At 66.1% G+C, this 16,704-nt stretch carries 16 protein-coding genes; 6 read left to right on the forward strand and 10 right to left on the reverse strand.

Annotation, left to right across the window (positions count from 1 at the left end; all coding sequences use genetic code 11):
• Positions 1 to 3: 3 nt before the first annotated feature.
• Both AC5Y7E_RS05820 and AC5Y7E_RS05825 read right to left on the reverse strand, forming a co-directional pair.
• Positions 4 to 690 (reverse strand): type 1 glutamine amidotransferase domain-containing protein, encoded by a 687-nt coding sequence (locus AC5Y7E_RS05820; RefSeq protein WP_499918135.1) that lies wholly within the window; start codon positions 688 to 690, stop codon positions 4 to 6.
• A 140-nt stretch (positions 691 to 830) separates the two neighbouring features.
• A complete protein-coding gene (locus AC5Y7E_RS05825) occupies positions 831 to 1,409 on the reverse strand; it encodes a TetR/AcrR family transcriptional regulator (protein ID WP_499947931.1) in 579 nt (192 codons plus the stop codon).
• A gap of 166 nt (positions 1,410 to 1,575) precedes the next feature.
• On the opposite strand from AC5Y7E_RS05825, the gene AC5Y7E_RS05830 reads away from it, so the two are divergent.
• Together AC5Y7E_RS05830 and AC5Y7E_RS05835 are read left to right on the forward strand one after the other, a co-directional pair.
• Entirely contained in the window at positions 1,576 to 2,523 is a 948-nt protein-coding gene (locus AC5Y7E_RS05830) for an acetoacetate decarboxylase family protein (RefSeq protein ID WP_499947933.1), read from the forward strand.
• Positions 2,524 to 2,544: 21 nt separating this feature from the next.
• On the forward strand, positions 2,545 to 3,465 hold the full coding sequence (locus tag AC5Y7E_RS05835; RefSeq protein ID WP_499947935.1) for an NAD-dependent epimerase/dehydratase family protein: 921 nt from the start codon (positions 2,545 to 2,547) through the stop codon (positions 3,463 to 3,465).
• A gap of 65 nt (positions 3,466 to 3,530) precedes the next feature.
• Here AC5Y7E_RS05835 and AC5Y7E_RS05840 read toward each other — a convergent pair whose 3' ends face one another.
• Positions 3,531 to 4,409 carry an alpha/beta fold hydrolase gene (locus tag AC5Y7E_RS05840; RefSeq protein ID WP_499947937.1) on the reverse strand — a complete coding sequence of 293 codons (879 nt, stop codon included), beginning with the start codon at positions 4,407 to 4,409 and terminating at the stop codon, positions 3,531 to 3,533.
• 46 nt (positions 4,410 to 4,455) lie between these two features.
• Between AC5Y7E_RS05840 and AC5Y7E_RS05845 the strand changes: the two genes are divergently transcribed.
• Positions 4,456 to 5,346, forward strand: a complete 891-nt coding sequence (locus AC5Y7E_RS05845) for an NYN domain-containing protein (RefSeq protein WP_499918131.1) — start codon at positions 4,456 to 4,458, stop codon at positions 5,344 to 5,346.
• 16 nt (positions 5,347 to 5,362) lie between these two features.
• Here the strand turns inward: AC5Y7E_RS05845 and AC5Y7E_RS05850 are convergent, their stop codons facing one another.
• Positions 5,363 to 6,805: an amidase gene (locus AC5Y7E_RS05850; protein ID WP_499918130.1), complete on the reverse strand. Its 1,443-nt coding sequence runs from the start codon at positions 6,803 to 6,805 to the stop codon at positions 5,363 to 5,365.
• Positions 6,806 to 6,941: 136 nt separating this feature from the next.
• Between AC5Y7E_RS05850 and AC5Y7E_RS05855 the strand changes: the two genes are divergently transcribed.
• Positions 6,942 to 8,273: a hypothetical protein gene (locus AC5Y7E_RS05855; RefSeq protein ID WP_499918129.1), complete on the forward strand. Its 1,332-nt coding sequence runs from the start codon at positions 6,942 to 6,944 to the stop codon at positions 8,271 to 8,273.
• 21 nt (positions 8,274 to 8,294) lie between these two features.
• On the opposite strand, the gene AC5Y7E_RS05860 is transcribed toward AC5Y7E_RS05855, so the two are convergent.
• Positions 8,295 to 8,795, reverse strand: a complete 501-nt coding sequence (locus tag AC5Y7E_RS05860; RefSeq protein WP_499918128.1) for a hypothetical protein — start codon at positions 8,793 to 8,795, stop codon at positions 8,295 to 8,297.
• A 115-nt stretch (positions 8,796 to 8,910) separates the two neighbouring features.
• Between AC5Y7E_RS05860 and AC5Y7E_RS05865 the strand changes: the two genes are divergently transcribed.
• Entirely contained in the window at positions 8,911 to 9,882 is a 972-nt protein-coding gene (locus AC5Y7E_RS05865) for a DMT family transporter (protein WP_499918127.1), read from the forward strand.
• A 9-nt stretch (positions 9,883 to 9,891) separates the two neighbouring features.
• Here the strand turns inward: AC5Y7E_RS05865 and AC5Y7E_RS05870 are convergent, their stop codons facing one another.
• Complete coding sequence (locus tag AC5Y7E_RS05870; protein WP_499918126.1) at positions 9,892 to 10,365, reverse strand: LppA family lipoprotein; 474 nt, start codon at positions 10,363 to 10,365, stop codon at positions 9,892 to 9,894.
• A gap of 92 nt (positions 10,366 to 10,457) precedes the next feature.
• Positions 10,458 to 12,398, reverse strand: a complete 1,941-nt coding sequence (locus AC5Y7E_RS05875) for a putative alpha/beta hydrolase (protein ID WP_499918125.1) — start codon at positions 12,396 to 12,398, stop codon at positions 10,458 to 10,460.
• Positions 12,399 to 12,647: 249 nt separating this feature from the next.
• On the opposite strand from AC5Y7E_RS05875, the gene AC5Y7E_RS05880 reads away from it, so the two are divergent.
• A complete protein-coding gene (locus tag AC5Y7E_RS05880) occupies positions 12,648 to 13,751 on the forward strand; it encodes a methyltransferase (RefSeq protein WP_499918124.1) in 1,104 nt (367 codons plus the stop codon).
• A 43-nt stretch (positions 13,752 to 13,794) separates the two neighbouring features.
• Here the strand turns inward: AC5Y7E_RS05880 and AC5Y7E_RS05885 are convergent, their stop codons facing one another.
• The 3 genes from AC5Y7E_RS05885 to AC5Y7E_RS05895 all read right to left on the reverse strand — a co-directional run bounded on the left by AC5Y7E_RS05885 (position 13,795) and on the right by AC5Y7E_RS05895 (position 16,555).
• Positions 13,795 to 14,010, reverse strand: coding sequence for a hypothetical protein (locus AC5Y7E_RS05885; RefSeq protein WP_499947939.1), 216 nt, complete (start codon positions 14,008 to 14,010; stop codon positions 13,795 to 13,797).
• A gap of 86 nt (positions 14,011 to 14,096) precedes the next feature.
• On the reverse strand, positions 14,097 to 14,492 hold the full coding sequence (locus AC5Y7E_RS05890; protein WP_499918123.1) for an Rv1352/Rv1906c domain-containing protein: 396 nt from the start codon (positions 14,490 to 14,492) through the stop codon (positions 14,097 to 14,099).
• Positions 14,493 to 14,575: 83 nt separating this feature from the next.
• Entirely contained in the window at positions 14,576 to 16,555 is a 1,980-nt protein-coding gene (locus AC5Y7E_RS05895; RefSeq protein WP_499918122.1) for a hypothetical protein, read from the reverse strand.
• Positions 16,556 to 16,704 lie beyond the last annotated feature (149 nt).

The raw sequence follows: 16,704 nt of genomic DNA on the forward strand, positions 1-16,704 counted from the left end.
AACCTAGTGGAGAAGCGAAGCGACCTTCTTGGCTGTCTCCTTGGCCGAGCCTGGATTCTGTCCGGTGACGAGGTTACCGTCTACCACGGCGTAGGAAATGAAGGGAAGTTTGGCCTTTTCGTAGAGCGCGCCACGATCTTTGGCACGTTGCTCAGCGTTGTAGGGCACGAGCTTGTCGACCCGGGCGAACACCTCTTCTCGCCAAGCGAAGCCCGTCATCTTCTTGCCGGCGATGAGGTAAGAGCCGTCGGAAAGCTTGGTGTTGAGAAGTCCGCAGTAGCCGTGGCACACCGAGGAGACGATGTCGCCGCGTTCGTAGATCTCACGGGTGATGCGTTGCAGCCCATCGCTGTCGGGGAAGTCGTACATGACGGCGTGGCCGCCGGTGAAGTAGATCGCGTCGTAGTCGGCTGAGTCGATTTCGTCGGGACTGCGGGTGTTGTTCAGAAGGGCCATCTTGGCCGGGTCGGCGCGCCAGGCCTTGGCGGTCTTGTCGTAATTGGGGAACTTCAGCGCTCTGGGCTCCAGCGGCACCTTGCCGCCGGCGGGGCTGACGAGGGTCTGCTCGAAGCCGTGCGCGTCGAAGATGTGCCACGCGTGGGTGAGCTCGGATAGCCATAGGCCGGTCGGGTGCTCGGGGTCGTCGTAGTGGGCGACGTTGGTGACCACGTTGAGGATGCGTTTTGTCATCGACGGCCTGCTTTCGTGTGTTTGATGAATCGGTCAACCGGCCGGCCCGCGTAGCCGTCATGCCCGAATGTGTGCATCGCTTACATTGACGCTAGCGCGGCCCGCGCGAGAGGTCAACTGCAAGTCCGGCTCGGCTGAACTCAACGGGTTTGGGCGGCGAGCACGGCGATGAAGGACGCGCGAACCTGGGCGGCGACCTCTTGGATCGACGAAGCGGTGAGCTTGCGGTCCAGGTATAGGCAGGCCAGGCCGTGGACCAGTCCCCAGCCCCCCAGGGCGAGGTCGATGGGGTCGGAGTCGGGGAAGACGCGCGTGATCGCAGTTGCCAGAAGTTCGTGCACCTCGGCGGCCGCTCGCACGCGTTCGTCGTTCTCGTCGTCGCACTCGTTGCCGAACATCAGCCGGAACAGCGCGGGTCGGCGCAGCGCGAACACGACGTAGGCGACACCGAGTTCGGCCAAATCTTCGACATTGCAGGGCAATTCGCGATCCCGAGTCAAAGCGGCCTTCAAATCGCGTAGCCCTTGAGCCGCTAGTGCAGATTCCAAGGACTCACGGTCGGGAAAGTGCCGGTAGGGAGCGGTGGGCGAAACACCGGCCTCGCGCGCCGCGGCGCGAATGGAGAACGACTCGCCCCGTTCCAGCATGCCCATGGCCGTCGTCAGCAGCGCGGCACGCAAGTCGCCGTGGTGATAACTGCTCTTCGTCGTCGCAGTCATGGCCGCGTGGTCCTCCTGGTGGCTCTGGGCTCAATCATCAAACGCAGATTCCTGGTCAATCGGCGGACACGCCGGGGGGGCGCTCGCCCCGTCCCGGAAGCGCGCTGCCCGTCGTCGCGCCGATGTTGACTCCGCTCACATTGGATTCTATCGTGCAATGTAAGCAATGCACACATCAAGAGAGGCGGTGGCGTCAAAGATGGTCCCGAGCGAGGGCATGGTCGCGGACGTGGTCGAGATCGAACTAGGTGGCCGCAAGATCGCCATCCCGAAGGGCGGGCTGTATGACCGCTACCGGATGGACACCAGCCTGGATGCTGTCGCCGCGGACCCGCGCGTGCGCAACGTTGACTTCTTCCGGGCGCTGCCCAAGACCCAGGTTCAGTCGGTGATTGGTCCGACTCGGACGCCGAACTTCTACTATGCGATGTCGAAGGCGCAGATCACCTACCTCGCTCCGACGACGGCGCTGCGGTCCCGACTGCCCAGCGAGTTGGATCCTCTGCAGATCGCTCCAGGGATCGGGCTGTTCTCGGTGGTGTTCTTCCGATACGACGTGTGCGACATCGATTTCTACACCGAGGCCACCGTCGGCATCGCCGTCCGACCCGCGCACCACGGCAAGCTCCCGGCCGCCGACCTCCTCTCCTCACTGGCCAACGACTCGATGCACGCCTACGTCCTGTCGCTGCCGGTAAACACCGAGATCGCGCACGTCCGCGGTCACGACGGCTATGGCTTCCCGAAGTGGGTCACCGAGATCGATGTCGACATCGACGAGCGACGGACCACGGCGCGGGTGGCCAACGACGACGGCGGCACCGACATCGCGATCGACGTCGCCACCCCGGCGCAAAAGCGGGTCCCCAGCGGCACCCAGGTCTCGACACTGATCTCGTACACCCAACTCAATGGGGGCTGGCACGCCACACTGAGCCAGACCAACACCCTGGCCGCCGGCGGCAAGCTGCTGCCGAAAGACCTGGAGCTGGGCTGCGGACGGCTGACCGACGACGTCCGCTCGCTCAAGCCGATCAAGGCGCTGCGCTTGGACGTCTTCACGGAATGTCAGAACGCCCTGCACATTCCCGTACCCGTCTCGTTCCCGGCGTGAGCCCGAACCACAGGAAACGCAATGCAGACCGTCCTGGGAGCCAACGGCCAGATCGCCGAGCAGCTCACCCGCTACCTCCACGACAACTTCACCGAAAACATCCGACTGGTCAGCCGCAAACCCACCAAGATCCATGACACCGATCAGCTGTTGCCGGCCAACCTCATGGACGCCGACGCCACCGCCGACGCCCTCGCCGGCAGCGACATCGCCTACCTGACAGTGGGACTGCCCATGGACTCAACGCTGTGGGAGCAACAATTCCCGGTCATGATGGCCAACACCATTGCCGCCTGCCAGAAACACGGCACCAAACTGGTCTTCTTCGACAACACCTACATGTACCCGCGGACCTCGACGCCCCAGGACGAAGACACCCCATTCCAGCCAGTAGGCCGCAAGGCGGCGGTGCGAGCCCAAATTGCGAACATGCTGCTCAAAGAAATGGACTCTGGGTCAGTCGAAGCCGTCATCTGCCGAGCACCCGAATTTTACGGGCCCGGCAAGACCAAGAGCCTGTCCAACTCCGCCGTCTTCGACCGCATCAAACAGGGCAAGCGACCGATGATCCCGATCACCGCGCACACAAAACGAACCCTGATCTGGACCCCCGACGCCAGCCGCGGGATGGCACTGATCGGCAACACCCCCGACGCCTACGGCCAAACCTGGCACCTACCAACCGATCCCAAACGACTCACATACGCGCAAATGATCGGCATCGCCTCGGATGTCACCGCGCGCGACATCCGCTACACGACGGTCCCAGAACTCGCATTCAAGGTCGGCGGATGGTTCAACCCCGCAGTCAAGGAAGCCTCCGAGCTGCTGCCCCGCTACCGCGACGACAACATCTTCGACTCCGCCAAATTCGCCCGCCGATTCCCCGACTTCACAATCACGACCTACCGAGAGGGAATCGCCGAGATCCTCAACGATTAACGAGGGTCTCCCGTAGGAAGCGATGCGCGCCGCACTCGATGATGTCGGTGACCGCTCGTTCGGCGTCAGTTGGGCTCTGACGGCTGTGGGCTCTGCGCATCGCGGCGCTCACCCGTCGCGATGAAGTCCTCGATCAGCTCCACCACCTGCTCGGGCGCCTCCACCTGTGCGAAGTGACCGACGTCGGGCAGCACCTCGAGCCTGGCATCGGTGCGCGCCTCGTGCGCGGCGTAGGCGTGGGCGACGGGAATGATGCCGTCGCGCTCCCCCCAGATAGCCATGACGGGTAGATCTTCGCGCAACCGCAGCCGGTTGAGCGCGCTGACCGCCTGCCCGCGGTAATCCACGACCGATCGCAGCGTCCGCAGGAACGACTGCCGCGTTTGGCCGTCCGACAACGACGAATAGGCGCTCCACAGCTCCGCGCCGCGCGGCGACCGGATGCCGGCGCTTTTCATCCAGGACCGCAGCTTGTTGCCGACGGACAGCACGGGCGGCGGAGCGACGATCGGCAGCACGAATTCCGCCCCGGGCGCCGAGAGCAGCCGCAACACCCATCCCACGTCGGGACCCAGGCCGCCGCTGCTGATCAGGATCAACCGTTGGGCGTAGTCCGGGTGCTGGTAGACGAACTGCATCGCGACGCCGCCACCGAGCGAGTGACCGACGACCGTCGCGTGGCTGACGCCGAGCTCGTCGAGGAAATCACGCAGCCATACCGCGAATGCGCCCAGCGAGTAGTCCGTGCGGGGTTTCGCCGACTCGCCGTGGCCGAGCAGATCAGGGGCGATCACCCGGAACTTCTTCGACAGCGGCGGGATCACCGACCGCCACGTCTCCGAACTGCCCGCCATGCCGTGGATGAGCAGCAGCACCTCGCCGTCACCCTCATCGCGGTAGGCGATGCGGTCGCCGTGTAGTTCGAGAACCTTCAGCTCATTCATGTGGCCTGTGTACCCGCTTTGGTCCTGCTCAGCAATGATCTAGTGCATGACCGAACCGGTTGCGACCCGAGTGGCCGTCTACCTCGACTTCGACAACATCGTGATCTCCCGGTACGACCAGATCCACGGGCGGAACTCGTTTCAGCGGGATAAGGCCAAGGGGCTCGAGCAGCACGGGGAGCGGCTGGACCGCGCGACGGTCGACGTCGCCGCGATCCTCGACTTCGCGTCGTCGTTCGGGACCCTGGTGCTCACCCGCGCCTACGCGGACTGGTCGGCGGACATCAACGCCGGGTATCGCGGACAGCTGGTGGCCCGCGCCGTCGACCTGGTGCAGTTGTTCCCGGCGGCGGCCTACGGCAAGAACGGCGCCGACATCCGGTTGGCCGTCGACGCGGTCGAGGACATGTTCCGGCTGCCCGACCTGACCCACGTGGTGATCGTGGCCGGCGACTCCGACTACATTCCGTTGGCCCAGCGCTGCAAGAGGCTCGGCCGGTACGTCGTGGGCATCGGTGTGGCCGGCGCGTCGAGCCGCGCGCTCGCGGCCGCGTGCGACGAGTTCGTCATCTACGACGCGCTGCCGGGGGTTCCGGTGCCCGAACCGGCGCCGGCGGACTCGGAGGCGGACAAGCCGAAAAAACGGACTGCCCGCGCCAAGTCGGCAAAGCGGGACGAGCCCGACGAGCAGCCCGACCCGCAGGCCGCCGCCACGGCGCTGCTGACGCGGGCGCTGCGAATCGGCTTGGAGAAAGACGATGTCGACTGGCTGCACAACTCCGCCGTGAAGGCACAGATGAAGCGGATGGACCCGTCGTTCAGCGAAAGATCGCTGGGATTCCGCTCGTTCAGCGACTTCCTGCGTTCGCGCTCGGACGTCGTCGAGCTGGATGAGACGTCGACGACGCGGATGGTGCGGCTGCGCGCGCAGGATTGAGCGGCGCGGCAAGTATTCAGTGGGTCGCCGGACGATCGAATGACCAGGGATGGGCCGATTCCAATTGGGACGCAACACGAATGAGGACGTCTTCGCGCCCGTAGGCGGCGGCGAGTTGCACCCCGACGGGAAGACCCTCAGCGTTGCGATGCAGGGGAAGGCTGATCGCCGGCTGTCCGCTCATGTTGAAGGGGGGCGTGAACGCGGCGAACCGACCGGCCCGCCGCATCGGCGCCGTAGGGTGCTCGGGATCGTTCTCGAATTCGGTTAGCGGTGGCGGTGGTTCGGTCACCGTCGGCGTGAGGAGCAGGTCCCAGCCGTCGGCCCACCACTGCTGCAGCGCCCGCCGAAACGCATAGACCGCCTCCTGCGCCACCGCGTAGTCGAGCGCGCTCACTTCGCGGGCCCGCTGGGCGAGCACCCAGTTCACCGGCTCGACCTCGTCGGAGGTCAGCTCACGCCCGAGGGTCTGGCCGAAGGCGCGCACCCCCATCGCCATCTGCGTGGCCCACAGCGCCATGAACTTCTCGGTCAAGGTGGTGTCGGCCAGGCAGGCCGGCCACGCCGGCTCGACGATGTGCCCGAGGCCCTCGAGCATCGATCCGGCGGCACGCACGGCCGTGACGCAGTCGGGGTGCAGGACGTCGTTGCGCGGGTGGACGTCGAGCAGCCCGATGCGTAGCCGGCCGGGTTGGGCGCCGACCTCGTCGCGGTAGGCGCGCTCGGGCGGCGGCGCGATCACGGTGTCCCCGACTCCGGGCCCGCGCACGGCGTCGAGCAGGCCCGCCGTGTCGCGCACCGTGCGGCTGACGCACAGCTCGACGCCCAGGCCCACCTCGGCGCGCACCGGCCCGACGGTGATCCGGCCCTGGCTCGGCTTGAGTCCCACCAGCCCGCAGCAGGACGCCGGGATGCGGATGCTGCCGCCGCCGTCCGAGGCGTTGGCGAACGGCACCATCCCGGCGGCCACGGCGGCGGCCGCGCCGCCACTGGATCCGCCCGGCGTGCGGTCCAGCGCCCAGGGGTTGCGGGTCGCCCCCCACGCGAGCGGCTGAGTGGTCGGCAGGCTGCCCAGCTCGGGGCTGTTGGTCCGGCCGGCGATCACCAACCCGGCCGCCTTGAACCGGGCCACGAGCGTGGTGTCGCGGGCGTCGACCTTCGCGGCCTCTTTCAGCGCCACATTCCCGTTGGACAGCGTCTGGCCCGCGAAGCTGGTGTAGAGGTCCTTGAGCAAGAAGGGAACCCCGCGGAACGGGCCGTTGGGCAGGCCCGGGTCGGCCGCCACGGAGCGCGCGTGCCCGAACCACTCGATGACCACGGCGTTCAGCGTGGGGTTGAGACGCTCGATCCGCTCGATCGCCGCCTCCAGCAGTTCACTCGGCGTGACCTCGCCTCGGGCCACCAGCGCGGCCTGATCGGTGGCGTCCATCCAGCGCGTCTCGTCGGCCAGAGCAGTCATGGCTTCCGGTGTATCACGGGGTCAGCGTCACACCCGCGCCCGCGCACGAGTCGCGGTGCCGGCGCACCGGCCTTACGCTCGTTGGTTGCACGAACACAACGGGGGTTTATTGATGCGTGGGATCAACGGGCGAACCATGTCCAGACGGTGCTTCGCCCCGCTCGCGCTCGCGTCGGTTGCCTGCCTGCCCATCGCGTCCTGCTCGGAAACCGCGGCCCCTCCCCCGCTCAGCGCCACCACGTCGACATCCGCCGCGAAAACCAGCACCCGCGCGCCCGCCCCGCCCGCCCCGATAACCGGGCCGCTGGAAAAGGATTGGAAAAGCTACGGCGGCACGGCCTACTTCGGTTGCCCCGAGAAGTTCTCGGCCGGCAGATCGGCGCTCGAGGACATCCGGCCGAAAATCTTCGACCCGAAATCCGGGCAATACGTCGCGCCGGGCATCCCCTCGCTTCCGGCCGGCGAGAACCTCACCGGCGCCATCTGCGCGCCGACCGGCACGGCCGACGACATGAAGGTGGTGTACGTCGTCACCACGGTCAAGCCGGCGCAGGCTTCCGCCCCGGAAGTCGCCAAAACCACCGCCTACGTGTTCGACACCAAGTCCGGCCGTCAGTTGGCCGACAAGGAGCTGCAGCCGCCGGCCCCGGAGCTGAAAATGACCGCGCCGAAGGAATGGGGGTTGGCCTCGACCGCCTCGGGTGTGGCGTGGCTGAACGCCTTCACCGACGGCCACGGCGCCGCATCGCCGCCACGGACCGTGGTCCTGTCCGGCGGCGACCTGTCGATGATGTGGAACGACCCGCAGCCCGGGCGGGTCTGGCAGGACGTGCTCGCGTTCGCGCGCAACACCGAGCCCGGCAAGTCTTCCGGCGCGGAGCTGCGCCGGCCCAGCGGGGAAGCGATCTATCAGGACAACGACGCGCAATCCGTCGATGCCGAATTAACCGACGGCACAACCAAACTGGTGAAGATCACGCACTGGGATTCCTACAACCCGCCCGTGCTGTCGACGATGTTCTACGACCTCAACGCCAAGTCCGTCATCAAGATCGGCGATTCCGACCGGCTCCCCGGCGGCGGGCTGGCCGCGGCGCTGTCCGACGGCAAACTGTTCGTCGACGGCCACGGCTCGGACACCTCTCAGCTCGGCTTCGGCGTATGGAACCTGCGCAGCCAGCAGTGGGACTTCCAGAAGAGCCGAGACGACGCCAAGAAGCTGTCGGTCTCCAAGCTGGCGTTCTTCGAAGACCACCTGTACATCACCGGCACCGGCGGGACGTACTCCGTGATCGCCCTGCCCGCAACCGATCCCGTGGCATCGAACTGGACACTACGGCCTTTCGAGCGGATCTCCGGGTGGACGCTGGTGTGCCGCGGTGAGACCGCGCCGGCGTCCAACGGCGAGTGCAAGGAGATCGTCATGGTGCAAGATCAGGACGGCCACTACCCCGGCCCCTGGTTCTAGGGCGCGCTCGCCGGCGTGCCCTCAATCGGCCTGCCTTGCAACGCTTCTCGTTCTGACAACGATCAGTGCGGTGCAGGCCACCAGCACACCGGTGGCCGCGGCTTCGGCGATCAACGCACCGGAGTTCAGCACTTGCCGGTCGGCGACCAGAGATATTCCCATTTCATTCTTGGCGTCGCCGACCAGTACCGACGGATAGACCAAACACAAAACAACGGTCACGAACGCGATGACCGCGCAGCCGCATGCGACGATCCCGAGCCAGCGCGCCCGCGTCGCGGCGAGCAGCGCGCCGCCGGCCGCCAGCGAGGTGATCACCACGATCCACCCCGGCGTGCTGTCCACCATGTCGGTGAGCAAGGAGCCGTAGTATTCGCCGTGCTCACCGATGTACATGCCGAGGCCATTCCACCGAATGGGTAATCCCAGCTGGCTCACGTCGATCCAGGGCAGAAGTGTCAGTGCGGCCGACGCGATCGCCGCCGCAACGGCCACTACGGTGATTGCTTTGGTACGCAACATGTTCCTCTTCGATAGTCGGGACGAACTTCCAGCCGGCCAGCCAGGTTACGCGTACCAGTCACTAATCCGGGCGCCGCGAGTTAACCGGGCCGCGCTCGGGGGTATCCGACGGGGCATGGGGTGGGTGACGATGCACGCGGTCGCGATCGTCTCGGCTTTGCTTTCCGCTTTCTGGGCTGCGGTGGGAATCGTGGTCCGGCAACGAGCCACTCAGCGCGTTCCGGGTGATGAAGCCATGTCCGCGACCATGGCGACCAACCTGGTTCGCCAACCGTCGTGGTGGGCCGGGACGTTTGCCGCGGGGGCCGGCTACGCGTTTCAGGCCGCGGCGCTGGCGCATGGATCCCTGCTGCTCGTCCAACCGCTTTTTGTGTCGTCGTTGCTGTTCGCGTTGCCGTTGGGCGCGGCACTGTGCCACCAGCGCATCAGCCGGGCCCAGTGGGGCTGGGCGATGTTGCTGACGGCCGCACTGGCGGTTTTCCTGCTGGTGGGCCAGCCCCGCGAGGGCCACGGCCGTCCCCCGATTCCGGCGTGGACGCTGGCGCTGGCGATCACCGTGCCGTCGGTGATCGCGTGCGTCATCGCCGCCCGCCGCGCCACCGGCCGGGTGCGGGCCTCGCTGCTGGGCGTCGCGGTCGCGGTCCTGCTCGGCATGATCGCGGTCGTCACGAAGGTCTGCACCCACCGCTACTCGGTCGGCGGGTGGCATGAGCTGATGACCGTCCCGGCTCCGTACGTGCTGGTGGGGCTGGCGGTCACCGTGACCGTAGTGCAGAACTCGGCGTTTCACGCCGGTGCTCTGCAGGCGTCGGTGCCGATCATGCTGGTGGGCGAGCCGGTGGTCGCCGTCCTGCTCGGGGTTGTCGTCCTGGGTGAGCATCTGGCCGTGGGCGGGCCGACGGCGTTGATCCTTCTCATCGCGGTGGTGGCGATGGCGGCGGCCACGGTCGCCCTGAGCCGCAGCCAGGCGATCGAAAACGGCGATGTGCCAAGTGAGCGGCTACCTTCGCCGAGTCCGGACGAGGCTGCTCTGGCGGCCGCCGGGGCGAGCCGGGGACTTGCGGAGGGGCGACATCAGCTCGAGTGAGCGTCGAAGTCACTTTTTGTCGCGCGGCAACCGGCAGCCGGTGTAGCCCGAGACGACGAGGTTGCCCCGGTAGCCGACCTTGACGAAGATGCCGGTCGGGCCGTAGAAGCCCACGTCGTGGTTCCCGGGGTTGTCGTGCATGACCTGCATGTCGGTGGCGTCGAGTTTGGCGGCCGCCTGTTTGGCTGCCTCCTGGATGCTCGCCCACTGCTGCTCGGAGACTTCGACGTTGGCGGCCACCTCGTCGGGGAGGAAGTAGCCACGTCCGTCGGTCTGATCGTAGGGTCGTTCGCAACCCAGGCCCGAGCCCTCGTGCGGGGTTTCCCAGGTGATCGAGGGTATCAGTTTACTTGTCGCCGAGGTGATTTCGTTCATCGCCGCCTGCACCTGAGTTTGGGTTTCCTCGAACGACGGCAGGGATTTCAGCGTCGCCAGCGCCTTGGCGGCGTCGGTGGGCGGGGTGGGGTGGTGGGGCTGATTCACGTGGCATCCTGTCGCTAGTGCGGTGGCGGTCACGGCGGCCAAGATCAGTCCGTGGCGCCGCCGGCTCGGGGTGCTCGCTATTCGATTGTCCGTCACTTCTGCGGAACCGCCTGATCTCCCAGTCCGGCCAGCACGGCCGCGATGTTGTAGTTGGTCGTCCGGGTGCCGCCGCCGTCGGGGAAGCGGGGGTAGTCGCTGTGCCCGTGCGCGTCACTCAGGTTGAGGGTGCCACCGTGGCCGTCGGGCACCGTGGCGGCCCCCGTCGCCAGGTGCGTGAAGTTGGGGTTGGTAGCCGGATTCGGGCCGAAGTGGCCCGCGCCGGTGGCGTCGGCCGCGCCCAGCACGGTTTCGGCCAGGGTGCTCAGCGGTGGGGGCAGGAACGGGGCGACCGTGTGGGCGATGGCGGGACCGTCGTAGGTCCACTGGATCGGGTCGTCGGGGGTTTCCATGGTGAACACGTGGCCGGGCTGCAGGTGGAGTTGTTGCGGCGTGGACGCTTCGATGCCTGGGGAGCCGTAGAACAGAGCCCGCGATACGCCATGGTCGCCGGGCTCCTGCAAGGCCAGACCGGTGGTCAGCGACCCGTAGGAGTGGCCGATCGCGGTGAGATCGGCGGGGCCGCCGTGGTGGGCGGCCTGTAGCCCGTCGTAGAAGCCGGCCAGGTCGTGGGCGCCGGCCCGCGCGATGTCGTCGTGGCTGACACCCCAGCCGCCGGCCAGCGACTTGCCGAGGTCGTCGAAGCCGGGCACCTGGGGCGGGTCGTACCCGATCCAGGCGATCGCCGAGACGGTGTCGTGTTCGTGGCCGGGGGCCAGGCTCAGCTGTCGCAACGCTTCGCTTCGGAGCCGGGTCGCCTCGTCCGACATGCTGCCGATGGCGCCGTGCACAGTGGTGTTGAGGCCGGGCACGGTGACCGACACGTGGGTGGACGCGTCGGGGTCGCCGACCGCGATCGCGGCGCGGGCCTGCTTGCCGGTCTTGGTGTCCAGCAGCATGAGTTTTCGATCCGGGCTCATCTTGACGGCCTTGTCGACGGCCTGGAGGTCGGGCAGGTACTTGGCCCCGTCGCGGGCGGCATCGTATTGGCGTTGCCAAGCCTCGTACGCCAGGCGATCGTCGAAGATCGCTCCCGGCTCGTTCGGCGGCGGAATGTTCTTGCCCTGCGCCCAATCCGGATGCTGCGCCCTGAGGGCGTCGGCCTGGGCGGCGGCCGCCTGGGCGCCGGTCAACTCGGTGGCCAGAGTGAGCCGGTTGTAATGATCGCGGTCCACCGCGGGCATCCCGTTGTGGTTGCCGATGTACGGATTGTGTTGGTACTCGGCGTCTTTCTGCGCCGGCGTGAGCGAGCTCCACACCTGCGCGAATTGCTTGGGGTCATCCGGCAACGCGGGCAGCGGCGACAGCGGACCCTCCACGGCCTGGATGGCCGCGGGGTCATAGCCGTCGCCGTGCAGGGCCCCGAGTGCGTTCTGCAACGTGTTCGAGTAGCCGTCGCGTGTCGCCTGCAGCTGGCCCAGCGCGGCTTTGGTGTCGCTGATGGCGTCCTGCTCACACTTGGCAATGAGCGTCTCGAGCGCATCGATGTCGGCGGCCGTAAGGCTTTCGTCGTCCTCCATTTCGTCGGCTTCCCCGATCAGGTCGTCGAGCTCCTGCAGCTGGGCCTCCAGCGCGGCGATCTGTGCGGCCGCTGCCTTTTGCGCCTCGGCCAGGCTTGCGGCGATGTTCTCCAGGTCCGCCCCGATCTTGGGCAGCTGCAACGACTGCGCCCCAAGCGATTTGGTCACCCGCTGCACCTCGTCGGAGTCGTTGATCGGATGGCCGCCGTCCTGGTGGTTCCAGGCGGCTTCGAAGCGGGTGCGGGCCTGTTCGAACGCGTTGTTGCTCTCCGCCGTGCATACGCCCGCTTTACGAAAGGCCTGCGCCAGGTTGGAGATCTGCAGTGGGCTGCCGGCCTGCAGGCTTCGGTTGATCGCCCAAGGGTCGCCACCGGCTGCGGCGATCAGCGCCGGGATGCTCAGGTAGCGCAGTTGCATGGGATCCTCAGCCGCTCTCCCGACCAGTACCCATCGCCACCCCTTCGACGCTTGGGAAAAAGGTTACCGCCGCAGCTTCGCCAATCAATTCAGCTGCGGGTAGACCACCACGTGTTGGAAGGCCGGCCCTTCGCGACGGGTCTATCGCGACCATTTGTTTGAACTAGACCAGAATCAGCACGGCCCTCGCCTTCCGGCCTCGATATGCGACAAGATCGAGCGCGAAAGTTCGCCGCGGAAAGGACAACGATGCCGCCCAAGTCACCGACATCAACCCCGAAGCTGCCGCCCGCCCGGGTGGCTCGCGCGGTCGAACGAATCCGTCATCATGTGGGGCGTGTATACCAGCGACTGGCACCTCCGCCGATCACGGTCATCGACCTCATCTTTGGAGGTTTTCTGTCGCAGGCCATTTCGGCTGCCGCGCAGCTTGGCATCGCCGACGCGCTTGCCGCGGGCCCGTTGACCAAGCAGGATTTGGCGCGTCGCGTCGGAGCCGACCCGGACAGCGTGGCGCGGCTGATGCGGTTGCTGATCAGCCGCGGCGTGTTCCGCAGGTGCCGCGACGGTCGCTTCGCGCTCAACGCTTTAGCCGACACGTTGCGCACCGATTCGCCGATTTCGACGCGTGGGGTCGCCTTGCTTTACGGCTCGCCGCAACACCGGGCCAACTGGACGCTGCTAGCCGACGCGGTGCGCACCGGAGAACCGAACCCCCCGAAAGTGTTGGGCAAGGACGTGTTCGGCTACCTGCGCGAGGATCCGGAGTTCGCGGAGATCTTCAACACCGCGATGACGTCCACGTCGGCGATATTGGAGGCGGCGGTGGTCGCGGCCTACGACTTCAGCGACTTCGGTGTCATCGCCGATATCGGGGGCGGCCACGGCCGGCTACTATCATCGCTTCTCGCCGCCGCCCCCAATGCCCGCGGCGTGCTGTTCGACCTTCCCGAGGCGGTCGAGGGAGCGCCACCGTTACTGGCCGCGCACGGTGTCGCCGACCGAGTCACGGTGACCGGCGGATCGTTCTTCGACAGCGTGCCGTCCGCCGATGCCTACGTGATGAAGAACGTCATCCACGACTGGCCCGACGACGAGGCCATCGCGATCTTTGGCACCATCAAAGCCGCGGCTCCTCCGGGTGCGAAACTGCTGCTGTTGGAGATGGTCATCCCGGATCATGACCGCGAGTTCCTTGGCCACTATGCCGACATGGAGATGCTGGTGATGGCCGGTGCGCTGGAACGAAACCGCAAGCAATGGACCGACCTGCTCCAGCGTGGCGGCTTCCGGCTGCAGCGAGTGGTGCAGACGGCAGGGCCGCTGTGCGTCATCGAAGCCATTCCCGGCTAGGAAGCGAACCCCTCGGCGCGGCCAAGAACGCCCGTACCCAGAGTCACCCGCAAAGTTGCCCCAACTGTCCGTGATTGGAGCTCGCGTCGCACTGCGTCTGCTCGCGTCTTTGAATGAAGTCATTGATGCAGTCTTGGTGGGCAGCGGGATCGACAATGCCGGCGCAGGGGTCGCCGGCGTGTGCTTGGGCGGGTGAAATGCAGAGCGGCGCCAGTGCCAGGATTGCGGCCGCCAACAGGCCGAATATTGCCTTCTTCATCGGAATCTTCCTTCCACGCCCCTTATCTTCTATCGATTGGACGCCTGGATCACGGAATGTGTCGAGTAGGTGGCCAACAATGCGCGTCAGGGGGTCTGCTGCCAGGTCCCACAATTCCGTGTCAGGAAAGCGGTGTCACTGCCCCGGATTCCGACTACCTGCGGACCGTCTGTCTTCTTGCTATCGATTACGTCCCTTGGATCGGGACTACCGAGCCGCGCCCAATAACACGTCGGCCCACCGGCGCTGCGATACTTGCCCACCGCAATGTCAACGCCGACAAGGAAAGTCCCGTCATTGTCGATGACTGACCAGTACGAGCCCTGAGGGTCGCCAACGGTCTTACTGCCCGGCGGCGTGCGACCTGCCGTTTGACTGGCGGTGGGGCTAAGGGTGCCGGCCACGGTCGGAGTTGTGCTGTTCGTGGCGGTTGCGCATGCCGCAATCAACAGCGTGGGCGCGGTCAATGCGAGGCGCTTCATGCACGTGGATTGTAAAAACAGCCGATGGCGGTGTCCACCATGTCGAGGTCGCCGCACAATCCGCCTGAGGGCGGCATCACCGGTTATTGTCCGACGCGCATCTCGTAGAAGCGCAAGCGCACAGCGCCCTGCTGACCTATGGACGAAGTATGGCCGACCACTCCGATTGTGTGGGCGTCGATCTGCAGGTTCGTGCCGTTTACGAGCACAGGCGTACTGAGGAGGAACGGCTCGGCGGCATTGGCGACAATCAGGCGGTAGGTAACCCCGTCGAGCACGACGGTCCAGGCGGTCGGCGGAGCGATGGTTCCTTGGAAGAGCCGGTCGACGGCGGACGGTTGCAGGTCGATCCCGACCAGGACCGCCATGTTCGGTCCGCTGGGGGTTGGGACCGCGATCACGTCGTTTCCGTGGACGGTGACCTCCGACAGCGCAGTGAGCGGACCACAGTGCGGCCCGGTACGGGTGAAGAGAGCCCAGCGGTTCTCGGCTCCGGTCAGGGTGTAGTTGCACAGCAGCGCACGCGAATATCGTGGGGATTCTTCGACGCCTAGCCGGCCGCCCATGCCGCCGACGCCGGTAGCGGGCGAGGCCGGCGATTGCCTGGACAAAATGAACTTTGGCCCGTTAGCCAGGGATTCGCTGTTCAGGTCATCGAGGGCGGGCGTGTTGGCAGCGGACGTCTGATAAACGGGCGCGGGGCGCCACGACAGATCGTAGGCCCACGCCGCCGACGTCTCATAGGGATCGACGTGGACCGTTGACGACCCGATGGTTTTGATGAAGCGGTCCGGAATCGCGTAGAGCGCACGCTGGCGTGCCTTGGCCTCTGCGACGCGTTGGTCGACGCGCCCTGGCAGGGCGAGCGTGACCAGGCGGTCGACCGTTTGCGCGGGCGCCCGTAGCGCCTCCGCGAAGCGCGAGGTATCCGGGGGATATCCCCCTGCGAGCACCACGACGGCATACTCTGCGCCAAGCAGAACCAAGGTGGTGGCCAGCACCACCACTACTAACGCACGACCACGGGTTCCTGAAAGAGGGGTGATCGCCACCGCAACAATGATGAGGCCGAGAAGCGCGTAGAGATGCCAGATGTCAGGTTTTGAGAACGCACTTTTGGCCGGGATCATGGTCGCGAGGCCGACGAGCACTACTAGCCGACGGGGAATCTGCGGTCCGCCGCGGATGAACATCATCCACAACGCTCCTATCCAGGCAAGCGTTAACAGGACCGCGACGACCGTGAGCAAAGTTAAGTCATCCTCGGCCGCACCGTAACCCGATGCGAGGGTGGCGCTGGATCTGAGCCAGGCGGGCAGGTTGTCCGGTCGTTGCCCGTCGACTACCCACCAGATGAATGTCGATGCTGCGAATGCGGTCACCGTTGCGCAATGGCGTCCGATAGCTCTCCAGTCGAGCAAAACCGACAGGCCCAGTGCGATGGCCACAATCGCGAGGCCGGCGTTTAGTTTCACGAGCAGCTGCAGGCCTGCGAATGCGCCCAGCACGGTGCACGTGCTCATTACCGTCGAGCGCTTGGGATATTGCTGCAACAGGGGCACCGCCGCCCACGGCAGTGCCGCGAGACCGGCCAGCTCAGGGTATTCCAGGCCCGAAACCCCGCCGTGACCGATGTGCAGGATGGCGACGATGCCGGTGGTCAGGAAGGCACCCAGAAGCGAAGTCATCGGGGCGTGGCGCTGGCGTAACGCTGCCGCGATACCGAGGAACAGGACGGCGACGATGATCGGCTGGTAGATCGTTGCGAGCACCGACTGACCGAAGGAGTAGTAAGCGGTGTTCTGGAGGAATGCAAGCGGCCCGTAAGTCGATACGACTTCGGGGCCCCATGCGAGGTGGTGAATTCGTGCGAGCGCCACCCCGGCCAAAGTCGATTGGTCAGGTCCGATGGCCGCGTCGACTGACGCCTGCGGCCAAAAAATCAAAACCGTAATTAAGGCGGCGACGCCTCGTTGCCAACGCGCAGAGCCCCACGCAGTCGTCGAACACCAGGTCCTGATGCGTCCAAGCGCCGTCGTCGGGACCGACGCGGTTGTCACCATTCACCAAAGCTACCAATCACTTCAAAGGGCATTGGACGTTTCATGAATTGCCCTGCCCGCCTAACTCGGTCGATACCTTTCAGAAAAGTACACCGCTTGCAATCGAGGCTTTATTCGGCGACAGAGCGTCCCGCCGCGAGTATCTTGGC

Source organism: Mycobacterium sp. NGS17 (assembly GCF_059813205.1).

Excerpts from the sequence above, each read along its gene's own strand:
- AC5Y7E_RS05820 (WP_499918135.1), bottom strand. The coding sequence starts at position 690 with ATGACAAAACGCATCCTCAACGTGGTCACCAACGTCGCCCACTACGAC.
- AC5Y7E_RS05825 (WP_499947931.1), bottom strand. The coding sequence starts at position 1,409 with ATGACTGCGACGACGAAGAGCAGTTATCACCACGGCGACTTGCGTGCC.
- AC5Y7E_RS05830 (WP_499947933.1), top strand. The coding sequence starts at position 1,576 with ATGCACACATCAAGAGAGGCGGTGGCGTCAAAGATGGTCCCGAGCGAG.
- AC5Y7E_RS05835 (WP_499947935.1), top strand. The coding sequence starts at position 2,545 with ATGCAGACCGTCCTGGGAGCCAACGGCCAGATCGCCGAGCAGCTCACC.
- AC5Y7E_RS05840 (WP_499947937.1), bottom strand. The coding sequence starts at position 4,409 with ATGAATGAGCTGAAGGTTCTCGAACTACACGGCGACCGCATCGCCTAC.
- AC5Y7E_RS05845 (WP_499918131.1), top strand. The coding sequence starts at position 4,456 with ATGACCGAACCGGTTGCGACCCGAGTGGCCGTCTACCTCGACTTCGAC.
- AC5Y7E_RS05850 (WP_499918130.1), bottom strand. The coding sequence starts at position 6,805 with ATGACTGCTCTGGCCGACGAGACGCGCTGGATGGACGCCACCGATCAG.
- AC5Y7E_RS05855 (WP_499918129.1), top strand. The coding sequence starts at position 6,942 with ATGTCCAGACGGTGCTTCGCCCCGCTCGCGCTCGCGTCGGTTGCCTGC.
- AC5Y7E_RS05860 (WP_499918128.1), bottom strand. The coding sequence starts at position 8,795 with ATGTTGCGTACCAAAGCAATCACCGTAGTGGCCGTTGCGGCGGCGATC.
- AC5Y7E_RS05865 (WP_499918127.1), top strand. The coding sequence starts at position 8,911 with ATGGGGTGGGTGACGATGCACGCGGTCGCGATCGTCTCGGCTTTGCTT.
- AC5Y7E_RS05875 (WP_499918125.1), bottom strand. The coding sequence starts at position 12,398 with ATGCAACTGCGCTACCTGAGCATCCCGGCGCTGATCGCCGCAGCCGGT.
- AC5Y7E_RS05880 (WP_499918124.1), top strand. The coding sequence starts at position 12,648 with ATGCCGCCCAAGTCACCGACATCAACCCCGAAGCTGCCGCCCGCCCGG.
- AC5Y7E_RS05885 (WP_499947939.1), bottom strand. The coding sequence starts at position 14,010 with ATGAAGAAGGCAATATTCGGCCTGTTGGCGGCCGCAATCCTGGCACTG.
- AC5Y7E_RS05890 (WP_499918123.1), bottom strand. The coding sequence starts at position 14,492 with ATGAAGCGCCTCGCATTGACCGCGCCCACGCTGTTGATTGCGGCATGC.
- AC5Y7E_RS05895 (WP_499918122.1), bottom strand. The coding sequence starts at position 16,555 with ATGGTGACAACCGCGTCGGTCCCGACGACGGCGCTTGGACGCATCAGG.